The sequence below is a fragment of the Streptomyces sp. TOM-9 genome (assembly GCF_056858595.1).
On record NZ_JBXEQB010000001.1, the window covers coordinates 6515761 to 6530766 of the forward strand.

General features: G+C 71.7%; 19 protein-coding genes and 5 tRNA genes. 17 read left to right on the forward strand and 7 right to left on the reverse strand.

Annotated elements, in window-relative coordinates; genetic code table 11:
• Window positions 1-30 precede the first annotated feature (30 nt).
• The 7 genes from AC1VWI_RS30395 (at window position 31) to AC1VWI_RS30425 (ending at window position 2244) form a co-directional block, all read left to right on the forward strand.
• The gene (locus tag AC1VWI_RS30395; RefSeq protein ID WP_499514185.1) at window positions 31-990 is read left to right on the forward strand and encodes a pseudouridine synthase; all 960 of its coding nucleotides are present in this window, start codon (window positions 31-33) and stop codon (window positions 988-990) included.
• Window positions 991-999: 9 nt separating this feature from the next.
• Complete coding sequence (locus AC1VWI_RS30400; RefSeq protein ID WP_499514186.1) at window positions 1000-1719, forward strand: HAD family hydrolase; 720 nt, start codon at window positions 1000-1002, stop codon at window positions 1717-1719.
• Between the two features lie 88 nt (window positions 1720-1807).
• Window positions 1808-1879 (forward strand) — tRNA-Gln (locus AC1VWI_RS30405).
• A gap of 17 nt (window positions 1880-1896) precedes the next feature.
• Window positions 1897-1969 (forward strand) — tRNA-Glu (locus tag AC1VWI_RS30410).
• A gap of 27 nt (window positions 1970-1996) precedes the next feature.
• Window positions 1997-2069 (forward strand) — tRNA-Glu (locus AC1VWI_RS30415).
• Window positions 2070-2081: 12 nt separating this feature from the next.
• A tRNA-Gln gene (locus AC1VWI_RS30420) sits at window positions 2082-2153 on the forward strand.
• An 18-nt stretch (window positions 2154-2171) separates the two neighbouring features.
• A tRNA-Glu gene (locus tag AC1VWI_RS30425) sits at window positions 2172-2244 on the forward strand.
• 78 nt (window positions 2245-2322) lie between these two features.
• On the opposite strand, the gene AC1VWI_RS30430 is transcribed toward AC1VWI_RS30425, so the two are convergent.
• Window positions 2323-2967 (reverse strand): MerR family transcriptional regulator, encoded by a 645-nt coding sequence (locus tag AC1VWI_RS30430; RefSeq protein ID WP_499514187.1) that lies wholly within the window; start codon window positions 2965-2967, stop codon window positions 2323-2325.
• A gap of 81 nt (window positions 2968-3048) precedes the next feature.
• Here AC1VWI_RS30430 and AC1VWI_RS30435 point away from each other — a divergent pair, with 81 nt between their 5' ends.
• Window positions 3049-3549, forward strand: coding sequence for a DUF4188 domain-containing protein (locus AC1VWI_RS30435; protein ID WP_499514188.1), 501 nt, complete (start codon window positions 3049-3051; stop codon window positions 3547-3549).
• A 16-nt stretch (window positions 3550-3565) separates the two neighbouring features.
• Here AC1VWI_RS30435 and ndgR read toward each other — a convergent pair whose 3' ends face one another.
• Window positions 3566-4282 (reverse strand): IclR family transcriptional regulator NdgR, encoded by a 717-nt coding sequence (ndgR, locus tag AC1VWI_RS30440; protein ID WP_499514189.1) that lies wholly within the window; start codon window positions 4280-4282, stop codon window positions 3566-3568.
• 161 nt (window positions 4283-4443) lie between these two features.
• On the opposite strand from ndgR, the gene leuC reads away from it, so the two are divergent.
• The 4 genes from leuC to AC1VWI_RS30460 all read left to right on the forward strand — a co-directional run bounded on the left by leuC (window position 4444) and on the right by AC1VWI_RS30460 (window position 7566).
• Window positions 4444-5865 (forward strand): 3-isopropylmalate dehydratase large subunit, encoded by a 1422-nt coding sequence (gene leuC / locus AC1VWI_RS30445; RefSeq protein ID WP_499514190.1) that lies wholly within the window; start codon window positions 4444-4446, stop codon window positions 5863-5865.
• Window positions 5866-5870: 5 nt separating this feature from the next.
• Window positions 5871-6464 carry a 3-isopropylmalate dehydratase small subunit gene (leuD, locus tag AC1VWI_RS30450; protein ID WP_499514191.1) on the forward strand — a complete coding sequence of 198 codons (594 nt, stop codon included), beginning with the start codon at window positions 5871-5873 and terminating at the stop codon, window positions 6462-6464.
• A 133-nt stretch (window positions 6465-6597) separates the two neighbouring features.
• Window positions 6598-6831 carry an SCO5555 family protein gene (locus tag AC1VWI_RS30455; protein ID WP_018562075.1) on the forward strand — a complete coding sequence of 78 codons (234 nt, stop codon included), beginning with the start codon at window positions 6598-6600 and terminating at the stop codon, window positions 6829-6831.
• 123 nt (window positions 6832-6954) lie between these two features.
• Entirely contained in the window at window positions 6955-7566 is a 612-nt protein-coding gene (locus tag AC1VWI_RS30460) for an HU family DNA-binding protein (protein ID WP_499514192.1), read from the forward strand.
• A 76-nt stretch (window positions 7567-7642) separates the two neighbouring features.
• Here the strand turns inward: AC1VWI_RS30460 and AC1VWI_RS30465 are convergent, their stop codons facing one another.
• Together AC1VWI_RS30465 and cofC are read right to left on the reverse strand one after the other, a co-directional pair.
• Window positions 7643-7861: a hypothetical protein gene (locus AC1VWI_RS30465; protein ID WP_499514193.1), complete on the reverse strand. Its 219-nt coding sequence runs from the start codon at window positions 7859-7861 to the stop codon at window positions 7643-7645.
• A 10-nt stretch (window positions 7862-7871) separates the two neighbouring features.
• Window positions 7872-8585: a 2-phospho-L-lactate guanylyltransferase gene (gene cofC / locus AC1VWI_RS30470; RefSeq protein WP_499516958.1), complete on the reverse strand. Its 714-nt coding sequence runs from the start codon at window positions 8583-8585 to the stop codon at window positions 7872-7874.
• Window positions 8586-8874: 289 nt separating this feature from the next.
• On the opposite strand from cofC, the gene AC1VWI_RS30475 reads away from it, so the two are divergent.
• Genes AC1VWI_RS30475 through AC1VWI_RS30485 form a run of 3 tightly spaced genes read left to right on the forward strand, consistent with a single transcriptional unit; the run spans window position 8875 to window position 11762 of the window.
• Window positions 8875-9600: a lysophospholipid acyltransferase family protein gene (locus AC1VWI_RS30475; protein ID WP_499514194.1), complete on the forward strand. Its 726-nt coding sequence runs from the start codon at window positions 8875-8877 to the stop codon at window positions 9598-9600.
• Between the two features lie 50 nt (window positions 9601-9650).
• Window positions 9651-10598 (forward strand): NAD(P)H-dependent glycerol-3-phosphate dehydrogenase, encoded by a 948-nt coding sequence (locus AC1VWI_RS30480; RefSeq protein WP_499516959.1) that lies wholly within the window; start codon window positions 9651-9653, stop codon window positions 10596-10598.
• Between the two features lie 27 nt (window positions 10599-10625).
• Window positions 10626-11762: a D-alanine--D-alanine ligase family protein gene (locus AC1VWI_RS30485; protein ID WP_499514195.1), complete on the forward strand. Its 1137-nt coding sequence runs from the start codon at window positions 10626-10628 to the stop codon at window positions 11760-11762.
• A gap of 34 nt (window positions 11763-11796) precedes the next feature.
• Here AC1VWI_RS30485 and AC1VWI_RS30490 read toward each other — a convergent pair whose 3' ends face one another.
• Together AC1VWI_RS30490 and AC1VWI_RS30495 are read right to left on the reverse strand one after the other, a co-directional pair.
• Entirely contained in the window at window positions 11797-12288 is a 492-nt protein-coding gene (locus AC1VWI_RS30490; protein WP_499516960.1) for a DUF3515 domain-containing protein, read from the reverse strand.
• 23 nt (window positions 12289-12311) lie between these two features.
• Complete coding sequence (locus tag AC1VWI_RS30495) at window positions 12312-12545, reverse strand: Lrp/AsnC family transcriptional regulator (RefSeq protein ID WP_018562083.1); 234 nt, start codon at window positions 12543-12545, stop codon at window positions 12312-12314.
• Window positions 12546-12700: 155 nt separating this feature from the next.
• On the opposite strand from AC1VWI_RS30495, the gene AC1VWI_RS30500 reads away from it, so the two are divergent.
• Window positions 12701-13660 (forward strand): thiamine-phosphate kinase, encoded by a 960-nt coding sequence (locus tag AC1VWI_RS30500; RefSeq protein WP_499514196.1) that lies wholly within the window; start codon window positions 12701-12703, stop codon window positions 13658-13660.
• 22 nt (window positions 13661-13682) lie between these two features.
• The gene (gene thiD / locus AC1VWI_RS30505; RefSeq protein ID WP_499514197.1) at window positions 13683-14471 is read left to right on the forward strand and encodes a bifunctional hydroxymethylpyrimidine kinase/phosphomethylpyrimidine kinase; all 789 of its coding nucleotides are present in this window, start codon (window positions 13683-13685) and stop codon (window positions 14469-14471) included.
• Window positions 14472-14565: 94 nt separating this feature from the next.
• On the opposite strand, the gene rpmB is transcribed toward thiD, so the two are convergent.
• On the reverse strand, window positions 14566-14751 hold the full coding sequence (gene rpmB / locus AC1VWI_RS30510; protein WP_014628431.1) for a 50S ribosomal protein L28: 186 nt from the start codon (window positions 14749-14751) through the stop codon (window positions 14566-14568).
• Window positions 14752-15006 lie beyond the last annotated feature (255 nt).

Here is a 15006-nt window from a genome sequence, read left to right on the forward strand (position 1 = left end):
CCCGGGGCGGCACGCTTCCCGGACCACACCATGCGCCGCAGGACCAGGCCCCCGATCGCCCCGCTGCCCCAGCGCCGCGGGGTCGACCCCGTGCGCGTGCGGCTGCCCGGCACCGGGACCTGGGCGACGGTCCGCGACCACCTGGTGGACCGGCTCGGCGCCGCGGTCTCCCGGGAGCGGGTGGACGCCATGTTCGCGGCGGGGGAGGTGCACGGCGCCGACGGCCCGCTCGCCCCCGGCGCCGCCTACCGTCCGGGCGGCTACGTCTGGTTCCACCGGGAGCTGCCGCAGGAGGTCCCGGTGCCCTTCGGCATCGAGGTGCTCCACCGGGACGACCGGCTGCTCGTCGTCGACAAGCCGCACTTCCTCGCCACCATGCCGCGCGGCGGCCACGTCGTGGAGACCGCGCTCACCCGGCTGCGCCACGACCTCGCGCTGCCCGGGCTGAGCCCGGCCCACCGCCTCGACCGGCTCACGGCGGGCGTGGTGATGTTCGTGATCCGCCCCGAGTTGCGCGGCGCCTACCAGACGATCTTCCGGGACCGGCTGGCCCGCAAGGAGTACGAGGCGGTGGCCCGGCACGACCCCGACCTGGCGCTGCCGCGCACGGTGGAGAGCCGGATCGTCAAGGAGCGCGGACGGATGGCGGCCCGGGAGGTCCCCGGCGAACCCAACGCCCGCAGCCACGTGGAACTGCTGGACCACCGCGACGGGCTGGCCCGTTACCGGCTGCGCCCCGAGACCGGCCGTACCCACCAGCTGCGGGTGCACATGAACGCCCTGGGGGTGCCGATCCTCGGCGACCCCGTCTACCCGCACGTCCTGCCGCCCGCCGCGCCCGGCGACTTCTCCCGCCCGCTGCTGCTGCTGGCCCGGGTGCTGGAGTTCGATGACCCCGTGACGGGGGAGCGGCACCGTTTCGAGAGCGGCCGGACGCTGTTCACCCGGTGTCCGCCGCGCGCCGGTACCCCGGACGGAGCACAGGGCTAGAGTCGGCATATGCCGATCCGCGCCGTGCTCTGGGACATCGACGACACGATCTTCGATTACTCGGGCGCCGAGCGGGCCGGAGCGCTGCGTCACCTGGAGGCCGAGGGTCTGCTCGGCGCCTTCGGCGGCGAGGAGCGGGCGCTGCGGACCTGGCGCGAGGTCATGGAGGCGCACTACACGCGCTTCCTCACCGGCGAGCTGACCTTCACCGAGCACCGCAGGGAGCGGGTCAGGGCCTTGCTGGGGCCGGCCGTCGGCGACGCCGCGGCCGACGCCTGGTTCGCGGCGTACTACGTCCATTTCGAGGCCGCCTGGGCGGTCTTCCCCGACGTCGTACCGGCCCTGGAGGCCCTCACCCCCGGCTACCGGCACGGCCTGCTGTCCAACTCCAGCACCGCCCACCAGGAGCGCAAGCTGACTCGGCTGGGCCTGCGCGACCGCTTCGAGTGCCTGGTGTGCTCGCAGGAACTGGGGCACGCCAAGCCCGCTCCGGAAGCCTTCCTGGGAGCGTGCCAGGCGCTGGGACTGCCCCCGGCGGAGGTCGCCTACGTCGGCGACAAGGCCGACACCGACGCGCGCGGCGCCGACGCGGCGGGCCTGTACGGGGTGTGGCTGGACCGTACGGGTTCCGTCACCGCGCCGGACCTGCGGCGGATCACGGGGCTCGCGGAGCTGCCGGCACTTCTGGCGGCGGATACTCGTTTTGGAGCCCCGTCACCGATCGGGTAATGTTCTTCCTGCGCCGCCCGGGCGGGCCGAAAAGGCCAGTGCGGGAGGCGCGGCCAAACAAAACCCCCCACGGGGGGTTGAGTTTTGGTGGGGTATGGTGTAATTGGCAGCACGACTGATTCTGGTTCAGTTAGTCTAGGTTCGAGTCCTGGTACCCCAGCGCAGATCTTCTGCAAAGCCCCCGTTGTGTAGCGGCCTAGCACGCTGCCCTCTCAAGGCAGTAGCGCCGGTTCGAATCCGGTCGGGGGTACTGATCTCTCTGGCAGGGATCGCTAGGGCCCCCGTTGTGTAGCGGCCTAGCACGCCGCCCTCTCAAGGCGGTAGCGCCGGTTCGAATCCGGTCGGGGGTACTTGACACACCATGGGGTATGGTGTAATTGGCAGCACGAGTGATTCTGGTTCATTTAGTCTAGGTTCGAGTCCTGGTACCCCAGCACATTTCCACAAGACTTGCCCCCGTTGTGTAGCGGCCTAGCACGCCGCCCTCTCAAGGCGGTAGCGCCGGTTCGAATCCGGTCGGGGGTACATCGAGGAGAGGCCCCCCGCTTCGGCGGGGGGCCTCTCCTGTTTCCCCGCCCGCGCGCCCGTTCCCGGCGGCCCGCCTCACCCAACTCCGAAGCGGCGGCGGGACTCCTCGGCCTCGGCGAGCCGGCGCAGGCTCAGCAGCACGGGCTCGTAGAGCACCGTGAGCGTCACGGCGGCGGCCGCCTGTTCCAGCGGGGTGTCGTACGTCTCGACCAGATCCAGGTCGTGGACGGCCTGTTGGGCGGCCAGTCGCGCGTAGGGCGCCAAGTGCCGTGCGCTGCTGGGATATCCGAGGCGGGTCAGGGCGGCGACCGCCGTCACGAGCATCCGGTACGCGGGGGAGGGGCCGTGCTCCTCGCCGCCGTACCGCCAGCCGAGTTCGGCCATCAGCCCGTCCACCTCGCGGCGGGCGGTCTCGGTCGCCGGGTCGTCCTCGTCGGGCTCCGGGCCGTGCGGCAGGACGAAGGTGGCGGCACCGAGCCGCAGGTGCTGGTTGAGCGATTCGTCCTCCACCGCGGCGAGCACCTCCCGCGCGGTGGCCACCGGCACCTTGCCGATCTGGATCAGCGCCCGGACGAACTTCAGCCGGCGCAGGTGCTCCTCCCCGTACTCGGCCTGCGTGGCCGTGACGCGACGGCCGGGCGGGAGCAGCCCTTCGCGCAGGTAGTACTTGATCGTGGCCGTCGCCACGCCGCTGCGTTCACTCAGCTCGGCCAGTCGCATTCCCTTGCGCCCTCCATTGGATAGTGGCACTATCCAAGCATGGATAGTGCCACTATCCAAGACGACCGACAGGGGTTCCTCATGTCCGCGCAGGTGATTCCGGGCCGCAACACCGCCGCCGCCGAGGGAGGCATCGTCGTGTTCCTCATCGGGATGCGGATCAACCGCTTCCGGTCCCTGGGCAGCTGGCTCCCGGTGTTCCGGGCCATGCCGCGCATGCTGCGGGAGCTGTCGCAGGACGACGGGAGCGGGTTCCTCGGGTACCGGCTGCTGTTCGGCGGGCCCCGTGTGATCTACGTCGTCCAGTACTGGAAGTCCACGGAGCAGCTCTTCGCCTACGCCTCCCAGCAGGACAAGCAGCACCGGCCCGCATGGGCGGCGTTCAACCGTCGCGCGCGGGCCGGCAAGGGCAGGGTGGGCTTCTGGCACGAGACGTACGCCGTGCCGGCGGGCGGCTACGAGTCCGTGTACGTCGACATGCCCGCCTTCGGGCTGGGCGCCGCGACCGGGGTCGTCCCGGTGGGCCGCCGCGGTGAGACGGCGGCCCAGCGCCTGAAGGCCGGCGAGGGGCGGGCGGCCTGAGGCCGGGGTCCCGGGCTCAGCCGCTGCGGCGCAGGGACTCGGACAGGCGGGCGGCGGCGTCGACGACGGACTGGGCGTGCATGCGCCCGGGGTGCCGGGTGAGCCGCTCGATCGGGCCGGAGACGGAGACCGCCGCCACGACGCGGTTGGACGGGCCGCGCACCGGGGCCGAGACGGACGCCACGCCCGGTTCGCGCTCGCCGATCGACTGGGCCCAGCCGCGGCGCCGTACGCCGGACAGCGCGGTGGCGGTGAAGCGGGCCCCCTGCAGCCCGCGGTGGAGCCGCTCCGGCTCCTCCCACGCGAGCAGGACCTGGGCGGCGGAGCCGGCCTTCATCGGCAGCGTGGAGCCGACCGGGACGGTGTCCCGCAGTCCGGACAGCCGCTCGGCGGCGGCCACGCAGATGCGCATGTCGCCCTGGCGACGGTAGAGCTGGGCGCTCTCGCCGGTCATGTCCCGCAGATGCGTGAGCACCGGCCCGGCCGTGGCCAGCAGGCGGTCCTCGCCCGCCGCGGCGGCCAGTTCGGACAGCCGCGGGCCGAGGATGAAGCGCCCCTGCATGTCGCGCGCCACCATCCGGTGGTGCTCCAGGGCGACGGCAAGACGGTGTGCGGTGGGGCGGGCGAGACCCGTGGCGCCCACGAGCCCGGCCAGGGTGGCCGGGCCGGACTCCAGTGCGCTGAGCACCAGAGCCGCCTTGTCGAGAACGCCGACGCCACTACTGTTGTCCATGCAACGATACTCGCGTCTCACTCTGTGAAACGCAAGTTCAATTTTCCGGCGGACGCGGCACGCTGGAATGCACAGGGCCGCTGCGGCCACTCCCCACAAGGGGGCGGACACGCAGGGCAACGACGAACAGGCCGGCAGAGCGGCCGGTCGGAGGGAATGCGATGGCACGGACACTCGCGGAAAAGGTCTGGGAGGATCACGTCGTACGGCGCGCCGAGGGCGAGCCCGACCTCCTCTTCATCGACCTGCACCTGCTCCACGAGGTCACCAGCCCGCAGGCCTTCGACGGTCTGCGGATGAACGGCCGCCCGGTGCGCCGGCTGGACCTCACCATCGCGACCGAGGACCACAACACCCCCACCCTCGACATCGACAAGCCCATCGCCGACCCGGTGTCGCGCACGCAGCTGGAGACGCTGCGCAAGAACTGCGCCGAGTTCGGGGTGCGGCTGCACCCGCTGGGCGACGTCGAGCAGGGCGTGGTGCACGTCGTCGGCCCGCAGCTGGGCCTGACGCAGCCGGGCATGACGGTCGTCTGCGGCGACAGCCACACCTCCACCCACGGCGCCTTCGGCGCGCTGGCGTTCGGCATCGGCACCAGCCAGGTAGAGCACGTGCTGGCCACCCAGACCCTGCCGCTGGCCCCGTTCAGGACCATGGCGATCACCGTCGACGGCGAGCTGCCCGAGGGCGTCAGCGCCAAGGACCTGATCCTGGCGATCATCGCCAGGATCGGCACCGGCGGCGGTCAGGGCTACGTCATCGAGTACCGCGGCTCGGCCATCGAGAAGCTCTCGATGGAGGCCCGGATGACCATCTGCAACATGTCGATCGAGGCGGGCGCCCGGGCCGGCATGATCGCCCCCGACCGGACCACCTTCGACTACCTGCAGGGCCGTCCGCACGCCCCGCAGGGCGAGGACTGGGACGCCGCGGTCGCGTACTGGAGCACGCTCAGGACCGACGAGGACGCCGTCTTCGACCACGAGGTCGTCATCGACGCCGCCTCCCTGTCCCCGTTCGTCACCTGGGGCACCAACCCCGGCCAGGGCGCCCCGCTGAGCGCCTCCGTGCCGGACCCGGCCGGCTTCGAGGACCCCAGCGACCGCCTGGCCGCCGAGAAGGCCCTGGAGTACATGGCCCTGGAGCCCGGTACGCCGCTGCGGGAGGTGAAGGTCGACACCGTCTTCGTCGGCTCCTGCACCAACGGCCGCATCGAGGACCTGCGCTCCGCCGCCTCCGTCGTCAAGGGCCGCAAGATCGCCGACGGCGTGCGGATGCTGGTCGTGCCCGGCTCGGTCCGGGTCGCCCTGCAGGCCGTGGAGGAGGGCCTGGACAAGGTCTTCAAGGAGGCCGGCGCCGAGTGGCGGCACGCGGGCTGCTCGATGTGCCTGGGCATGAACCCCGACCAACTGGCCCCCGGTGAGCGCTCCGCGTCCACCTCCAACCGCAACTTCGAGGGACGGCAGGGCAAGGGCGGCCGCACCCACCTGGTGTCGCCGCAGGTCGCGGCCGCGACCGCGGTCACCGGCCACCTCTCGTCCCCCGCCGATCTGCCCGGCGCAGCCGTCCTGGAGGCCTGAGAACGATGGAAGCTTTCACCACGCACACCGGCCGCGCCGTCCCGCTGCGCCGCAGCAACGCCGACACGGACCAGATCATCCCGGCCCACTGGCTGAAGAAGGTCACCCGCAACGGCTTCGAGGACGGCCTGTTCGAGGCCTGGCGCAAGGACCCCGAGTTCGTCCTCAACCGGCCCGAGCGCCAGGGGGCGACCGTCCTGGTCGCGGGCCCGGACTTCGGCACCGGCTCCTCCCGCGAGCACGCGGTGTGGGCCCTGCAGAACTACGGTTTCAAGGCGGTCATCTCCGCGCGCTTCGCCGACATCTTCCGCGGCAACTCGTTGAAGAACGGCCTGCTCACCGTGATCCTGCCGCAGGAGACGGTCGAGGAGCTCTGGAAGCTGACCGAGTCCGACCCGACGGCCGAGATCACCGTCGACCTTCAGGCCCGCGAGGTCCGCGCCGAGGGGATCACCGCCCCCTTCGAACTGGACGACAACGCCCGCTGGCGGCTGCTCAACGGCCTGGACGACATCAGCCTCACCCTGCAGAACGAGGCCGACATCACCGCCTACGAGACCAAGCGCCCCTCCTTCAAGCCGCAGACCCTGCAGGTCTGAGCGGTCCGGCGGCCCCCCGCGGCCGCCGCCGGCCCACCTCCGCAGCGCCCCCCGCCCCCACCGGGCGGGGGGCGCTGCGGCGTGTTCGGCTCCACACCTCGTGACAACTCACCGCAGATGACACAATCGGCACATGGAACACGATGGCCAACTCGAGCTGTACGGGTTCCTCGCTGCCAGGTTGAAGCAGGCCCACACCCGGGTGGCGGGTCTGCAAGTGCCGGAGGACGTCAGGATGCAGTTGACCCGGCGGCTGCTCGTCATCACCGCGGCCGCGAAGCACGATCTCGCAGGTGCGGCAAGGCGTCTGGAGGAACTGATGAAGGACCTCGACGAAGGCCGATTCCCCGATCAAAGGTCTTCCTGAGCCCCGAGTTCGTTGCGGCACAAGGGTGATTCGCCCGTTTCGTATTTGATTTGCGGTATATATCCGCCTAGCGTGCGAAAAAGCCCGAACTTCATCGCCGGGCAAGTTTCCGAAGGGGAAGACGTGAACAAGGCGCAGCTCGTTGAAGCGATTGCCGACAAGCTCGGCGGCCGTCAGCAGGCCGCGGACGCGGTCGACGCCGTCCTGGACGCGATCGTCCGCGCGACGGTGAGCGGGGACCGGGTCTCGGTCACCGGCTTCGGCTCGTTCGAGAAGGTGGAGCGTCCCGCCCGCTACGCCCGCAACCCCCAGACCGGGGAGCGGGTCCGGGTCAAGAAGACCTCCGTCCCGCGCTTCCGCGCCGGTCAGGGCTTCAAGGACCTGGTCAGCGGGTCGAAGAAGCTCCCCAAGATGGGAGAGGTCTCCGTCAAGAAGGCGCCCAAGGGCAGCCTGAGCGGAGGCGTCACCGCCAAGGCCACCACCAAGAAGGCCGCCGCGAAGAAGACGACGGCGAAGAAGGCCACCGCTGCCAAGGCGGCCACGGCCAAGAAGACCACCGCCGCCAAGGCCACGGCCAAGAAGACCACCGCGGCCAAGGCGACGACGGCGAAGAAGGCGACCGCCAAGAAGACCACGGCGAAGAAGGCGACCGCCAAGAAGACCGCCCCGGCCAAGAAAGCGCCCGCCAAGTCAGCGGCCCGGAAGACCGCTGCCAAGCGGACCGCGAAGCGGTAACGATTCCGCGGACCCGCACACGCCGACGGGCCGGGTACCCCTGGGTCAGGGGCACCCGGCCCGTGCCGTCATGTGCTCAGGCCCCCGGGTCGGGGAAGGTCTGCAGCGTCACGAACACCACCCGGCGCCCGTCCCCGCCGCCCTCGGTGCGGATCCGCACCCGCTGACCGGGTCGCAGCAGCCGCAGGCCCCCGGCGTCGAACGCCGCCGCGTCGAACGGCAGCGGCGTCCCGTCGTCCAGCAGCACGCTGCCGGCGCGGGTCTCGGGGTCGTAGGTGTACGCGGTGGCCTGCATGGGCCCCAGCCTATCGGGCACCGCTTCCCGGAGCCGGTGCGCCCGCGGCCGGGCACCCGGCGGGCCCGGGCCCTGTGGGCCCCTCCTGCGGAGCCGCCCGAAGTCCGGGCCGCAGCAGCGCCCGCGTGTGCGGCCCGACCCCCAGCACCAGGGCGGCGGCCAGGTCCTCGCCCGTATCCACGTCCCGGCGCACGGAGTCCACGTCCGGCAGGACGATCTCGTGGGCGCCGGAAGCCCGGTGGCGGGCCCGTGAGGGACCCCCGAAGGCCGGCGCGAGGGCGGTCCCGGCGGTGGCCGCCAGCAGCGTGGTGCCGATTCCGGCCGCGTCGGCCAGGAACGACCGTCCTGGGCGCCGGGCGGCCGCGCGGAGCACCGCTGCCAGTTCGGCGGGCCGCAAGGCCGGGAGATCGGCGTTCAGGGCCGCCACGGCCGCCGTGGGGTGGCGCCTGCGGACCACGTCGGCGCCGTGCCGCAGCGCGGCGTTGAGCCCGGCCGCCGGGGAGTCCGCCTGGACGCGTGCCCCGAGGGCCGACAGCGCGGCCCCGGCGAGCGGATCATCGGTGACGACCGTCACATTTCGTACCGCCTCGCAGGAGAGGGCGGCGGCCACCGTGTCCTGCGCGAAGGCCAGTGCCAGCCCGGGCCGCACGGGGCCGACGGCCTCCGCGAGGCGGCTCTTGGCGGCGGCCAGCGGCTTCAGCGGGACGACGAGCGACCATTCCACGGGTGGTGACACCGAACTATTGTGCTCGGGTCCCCCGGGCCCACCGCCACCCTGCCCCCAACCCCCCTTCCCGGCGGCCCGCCTCCGGGTGCACGATCTCCCTGGTACATGCCCGGGCCCCCTGGCCTCGGTGCTTCCGCCGGGGAGCACCCCGAGGGCCTTTCGCCCTGGCGTTACGGTGGCCCTACCGGCGACACTTGTGCGGCCGCACCGGCCGTACGGTGCCGCCGACCACAGCAGGCCGCGGTCCGGTGATCCCGGGTCGGCGGCGGAACGAGGAGGAGTTCTGGTGTCCCGCCGCAGAATCGGCTTCTGGTACCGGCTCGCAGCCGTCATCGCCAAACCGCCGCTTGTCGTTCTCTTCAAGCGGGACTGGCGCGGAATGGATCACATTCCGGTCGAGGGCGGATTCATCACGGCGGTCAACCACAACTCGTACCTCGACCCGCTGTCGTACGCGCATTTCCAGTACAACAGCGGCCGGGTCCCCCGCTTCCTCGCGAAGGCGCCGCTGTTCAAGCCCGCCTTCGTCGGCGCGATCCTGCGCGGCACCGGCCAGATCCCCGTCTACCGGGAGAGCACCGACGCCGCCAACGCCTTCCGGGCCGCGGTGGACGCCATCAACTCCGGCGAGTGCGTCGCCTTCTACCCCGAGGGCACGCTGACCCGCGACCCCGAGATGTGGCCGATGGTGGGCAAGACGGGCGTTGCCCGGGTCGCGCTGATGACCAAGGCCCCCGTGATCCCCGTCGCCCAGTGGGGGGCCAACGAGGTCATGCCGCCGTACGCGAAGGAGAAGAAGCTCCGCCTCTTCCCGCGCAAGACGCTGCGGGTCGTCGCCGGGCCGCCGGTGGACCTGTCGGCCTTCTACGGACAGGAGGCCAGCGTCGAGGTGCTCAAGGACGCCACCGACACCATCATGGCCGCGGTCAGCGAGCTGCTGGGCGAACTGCGCGGTCAGACGCCGCCCGCCGAGCGCTTCGACCCGCGCAAGCAGAAGGGCGGCACCAAGTGACGACGCGCTGCGCGGTCTACGGCGCGGGCTCCTGGGGCACCGCCTTCGCGATGGTCCTCGCCGACGCGGGTGCCCAGGTCACCATGTGGGGCCGCCGCCCCGAGGTGATCGAGGCCGTCAACAGCACGCGCACCAACCCGTACTACCTGCCCGGGACCGAGCTGCCGGAGTCGATCCGGGCCACCACCGACCCCGCCGAGGCCGCCCGGGACGCGGAGTTCGTGATCCTCTCCGTACCGTCGCAGACGCTGCGCGGCAACCTGGCCGAGTGGCAGTCGCTGCTGCCCCGCGACTCCGTGCTGGTCAGCCTGATGAAGGGCGTCGAACTCGGCACGGCCAAGCGGATGAGCGAGGTCATCGAGGAGGTCGCCAAGGCGGGCCCGGAGCGGGTCGCCGTGCTGTCCGGCCCCAACCTCGCCAAGGAGATCGCCGCGCGGCAGCCCGCCGCGAGCGTGGTCGCCTGCCGTGACGAGTCCGTCGCCAAGCGGCTGCAGGCCGCCAGCCACACCGCGTACTTCCGCCCGTACACCAACACCGACGTCGTCGGCTGCGAACTCGGCGGCGCGGTGAAGAACGTGATCGGCCTGGCGGTCGGCATCGCCGACGGCATGGGCCTGGGCGACAACACCAAGGGCTCGCTGATCACCCGCGGACTGGCGGAGACCACCCGGCTCGGCATCGCGCTCGGCGCCGACCCGCTGACCTTCTCCGGCCTGGCGGGTCTGGGCGACCTGGTCGCGACCTGCTCCTCGCCGCTGTCGCGCAACCACACCTTCGGCTTCAACCTGGGCAAGGGCATGACGCTGGAGGAGACCATCGCGGTCACCCGGCAGACCGCCGAGGGCGTCAAGTCCTGCGAGTCGGTGCTCGACCTGGCGCGCCGGCACGGCGTCGACATGCCCATCACCGAGACCGTCGTCGACATCGTGCACAACGGGAAGCAGCCCGTCGTCGCGGTCAAGGAGCTGATGTCGCGCTCCGCGAAGTCGGAACGCTGACGTCCGGAACGGTAAGGTCAACGCGACATGAGCATTCAGCCTTCTTCCCGCAAGCCGCGCGTCGCCGTCGTCTTCGGCGGACGCAGCTCCGAGCACGCCATCTCGGTCGTCACCGCAGGCGCGGTGCTGAGCGCGATCGACCGCGACAAGTACGACGTGCTGCCGATCGGCATCACCACCGACGGCCGTTGGGCGCTCACCGCCGACGACCCGTCCCGGATGGCGATCGCCGACCGCACGCTGCCCAGCGTCGCGCAGCTCACCGAGTCCTCCGACGGCACGGTGCTGCTGCCGGTGGACCCGGCCAGCCGTGAGGTCGTCTACAGCGAGCCCGGCTCGGTGCCCAAGGTCCTGGGCGACGTCGACGTCGTCTTCCCCATGCTGCACGGCCCGTACGGCGAGGACGGCACCCTCCAGGGCCTGCTGGAGCTCTCCGGCGTGCCCTATGTCGGCTCCGGAGTGCTCTCCTCGGCCGTGGGCATGGACAAGGAGTACATGAAGCGGGTCTTCACCTCCTTCGGCCTGCCCGTCGGCCCGTACGTCGTGATCCGCCCGCGCGAGTGGGAGAGCGACCCGGCCGCGGCCCGCAAGAAGGTCGTGGACTTCGCCGCCGACCACGGCTGGCCGGTCTTCGTCAAGCCCGCCCGTGCCGGGTCCTCCATGGGCATCAGCAAGGTGGACGACCTCGCCGGCCTGGACGAGGCGATCGAGGAGGCCCGCCGGCACGACCCCAAGGTGCTCGTGGAGTCGCTGCTGCGGGGCCGCGAGATCGAATGCGGCGTCCTGGAGTTCGAGGACGGCCCGCGCGCCTCGGTCCCCGCGGAGATCCCCCCGGTCACCGCGCACGACTTCTACGACTTCGAGGCGAAGTACATCGACTCCGCCGAGGGCGTCGTCCCCGCGCCGCTGACCGCGGAGCAGACCGCGCAGGTGCAGCGGCTCGCCGTGGCCGCCTTCGACGCGGCCTCCTGCGAGGGCCTGGTCCGCGCGGACTTCTTCCTGCAGGACGACGGCGAGTTCGTGATCAACGAGATCAACACGATGCCCGGCTTCACGCCGATCTCCATGTACCCGCGCATGTGGCAGGAGAGCGGCGTCGGCTACGCGGAACTGGTGGACCGGCTGATCCAGGCCGCGCTGCGGCGCTCCACCGGCCTGCGCTGAGCCGCGAGCAGCCGGGAGCGGTCCGCCGGACCCTTCAGAGTTCGGAGGGGATCGTCGTCTCCACGGCGCGTCCGAGGTCGGTCAGTGGATCGACCTCGGGCGCGTAATCGGCCGGCACCGTCACCTCGACGAAGGTCCTGCGGCCCGTCGTCGTGAAGCGGTAGCCGTCGTCGGTCTTCTCGATGAGCCAGCTCACGCCGTTGACCTCCACCGCGTCCGCGGTGGGGTTGTACACCGCGCTGCCCGGGGTCAGCATCTCGGGTCGCGGCACGCCGCAGCGCAGCACCACCGTAGGATCCCCCCATCCGGCGGTGAGGTCGGAGACGGGACTCACCGACCGCTTCGACAGGCCGTCGACCTTCGGCGGCAGCGCGTCGTGGAGGGCGCCGCACATCCGGGCGGCGGAGGCGGAGGGCGACGGGACGGCGACCCCGCCCGCGGCACCGCCGGAAGCGGAAATCCAGACCGCCGCCGCGGACGAGCACGCGACGGCGGACAGGGAGACGAGCGCGACCCGGCGGTACATCACCCGCCGAGCCTACAGGGGGCCTACAGATGGACGACCGGACAGGTCAGGGTGCGGGTGATGCCCTCCACCTGCTGCACCTTCGCCACCACGAGGCGCCCCAGGTCGTCGACCGTGTCGGCCTGGGCACGCACGATCACGTCGTACGGACCGGTGACGTCCTCGGCCTGGATGACCCCGGAAATCTTGGAGATCACCTCCGCTACTGCCGAGGCCTTCCCGACCTCGGTCTGGATCAGAATGTACGCCTGTACCACGGAACCTCCAGGGCGGCTACGAGGATCATGTGGGAGGGAACGTCACGGTACCGCGTCGCCGCATGCCGCGGGGAGACCCGCGCGGTACCGGCCGTGCCGAAGCCGTCGCGCAAGCGCACACAGAAGGGGACCGGCCAGGTGAAGGGGACAGTCAGATGAAGGGCACCGTGGGCGAACTGGGGGAGTTCGGGCTCATCAGGGAGTTGACCGCCCGGCTCACCTCCAGCCCCGCCGTCCGGCTCGGACCGGGTGACGACGCCGCCGTGGTCGCCGCCCCGGACCGGCGGGTGGTGGCCACCACCGACGCGCTGGTGGAGGGGCGGCACTTCCGCCGCGACTGGTCCACCGCCTACGACGTGGGCCGCAAGGCCGCCGCGCAGAACCTCGCCGACATCGCCGCCATGGGTGCCGTCCCGACCGCGGTGCTGCTCGCCCTGGTCGTCCCGGCCGACCTGCCGGTGACCTGGCCGGTCGAGCTGATGGACGGCATCCGGGACGAGTGCCAGGTGGCCGGCGCGGCCGTGGTCGGCGGCGACGTCGTCCGCGGTGACACGATCATGGTCTCCATCACCGCACTGGGTGACCTGCGCGACCGCGAACCCGTCACCCGATCCGGTGCCCGCCCCGGCGACGTCGTCGCCGTCACCGGCTGGCTGGGCTGGTCCGCGGCGGGACTCGCCGTCCTCTCCCGGGGATTCCGCTCGCCGCGGGCCTTCGTCGAGGCCCACCGCCGTCCCGAACCGCCGTACCACGCCGGTCCCGCCGCCGCGGAACTCGGCGCGACGGCCATGACCGACGTGAGCGACGGGCTCGTCGCCGACCTCGGCCATATCGCCGCCGCCAGTGGCGTCGCCATAGACCTGTCCTCCGCCGACATCGACATCCCCGCGCAGATGGCCGACATCGGCCAGGCCGTCGGGGTCGACCCGCTGCACTGGGTGCTGACCGGGGGAGAGGACCACGCGATAGTCGCCGCCTTCCCCCCGGACACGAAGCTGCCCGCCCGCTGGCGGGTCATCGGCCGGGTGGTGAAGGCCACCACGGCACCCCAGGTCACCGTGGACGGCGCCCCCTGGGACAAGGCGGGCGGCTGGGACCACTTCGGATCCGAGTAGCGACGGCGACTAGATTCGCCGTATGACGATCCCACCGCGTGTGCTCACCGTCGCCGGCTCCGACTCCGGCGGCGGCGCGGGCATCCAGGCCGACCTGAAGACCATGCTCGCCCTCGGCGTCCACGGGATGAGCGTGGTCACGGCCGTCACGGCGCAGAACTCACTGGGCGTCCAGGGCGCCTGGGACCTGCCGGTGGACGCCGTACGGGCCCAGTTCCGCAGCGTCGTGGACGACATCGGCGTCCAGGCCGTCAAGACCGGGATGCTCTCCTCGGCGGAACTCGTCACCGCCGTCGCCGAACTCCTCGCCCCGCTCGACGTCCCCGTGGTCGTCGACCCCGTCGGCGTCTCCAAGCACGGCGACCCGCTGCTCGCCGCCGACGCCGTCGACGTCGTACGGACCCGCCTGCTGCCGCTCGCCACCGTCGCCACCCCCAACCTGGACGAGGTGCGCCAGATCACAGGAGTCGTCGTGGACGGCGAGCCCGCCATGCGCGAGGCCGCGGCGGCCGTCCTCAAGTGCGGCCCCCGCTGGGTCCTGATCAAGGGCGGCCACCTCAGCGGCGCCGCCGTCGACCTGCTCACCGACGGCAGCCGCGAGCACTGGCTGCGCGCCACGCGCCACGACAACCGGCACACCCACGGCACCGGCTGCACCCTGGCGTCCGCCGTCGCCTCGTTCCTGGCACTGGGCCTGGACGTCCCCGAGGCGGCCCACGCCGCCAAGGAGTACGTCACCGGCGCCATCGCGGCGGGCTTCCCCCTGGGCGGCGGCATCGGCCCCGTGGACCACGCCTGGCGGCAGCGCTGAGGTGAACCGGCGGGAGGGCACAGCAGAAAGCCGGTCCACCACGAGGGTGGACCGGCTCCGGTAGCCGCAAGGCTGCGCTACGACGTCCTATGCGTCAGCGCGCGACCTTGCCGGCCTTGATGCACGAGGTGCAGACGTTGAGGCGCTTCGGCGTCCGACCGACCACAGCACGCACCGTCTGGATGTTGGGGTTCCAACGACGGCGAGTACGGCGGTGCGAGTGCGAGATGTTGTTGCCGAAGCCCGGCCCCTTGCCGCAGACGTCGCAGTTGGCAGCCACGGGTCACTCCAAAGACTTCAGATGCACTAACGGATAAATCCCGGCGGCATCCGGCATCCGTCAAAATGATTGAAGGAAGACCAGTGATGCCGAGGGACGGCCCGGGACAGCCCCAGGCAACCGGAGCAGCATACTACGTCCGCTCCTGTCCCTCGAAATTACCATGGTCAGCGGTACGGGCGGTCGCCCGGAGGGCCCCGGCGCTCAGTACGCTGCGTGCGGACACCTCCCCACCCCAGGTCCCCGGCCGCCCCC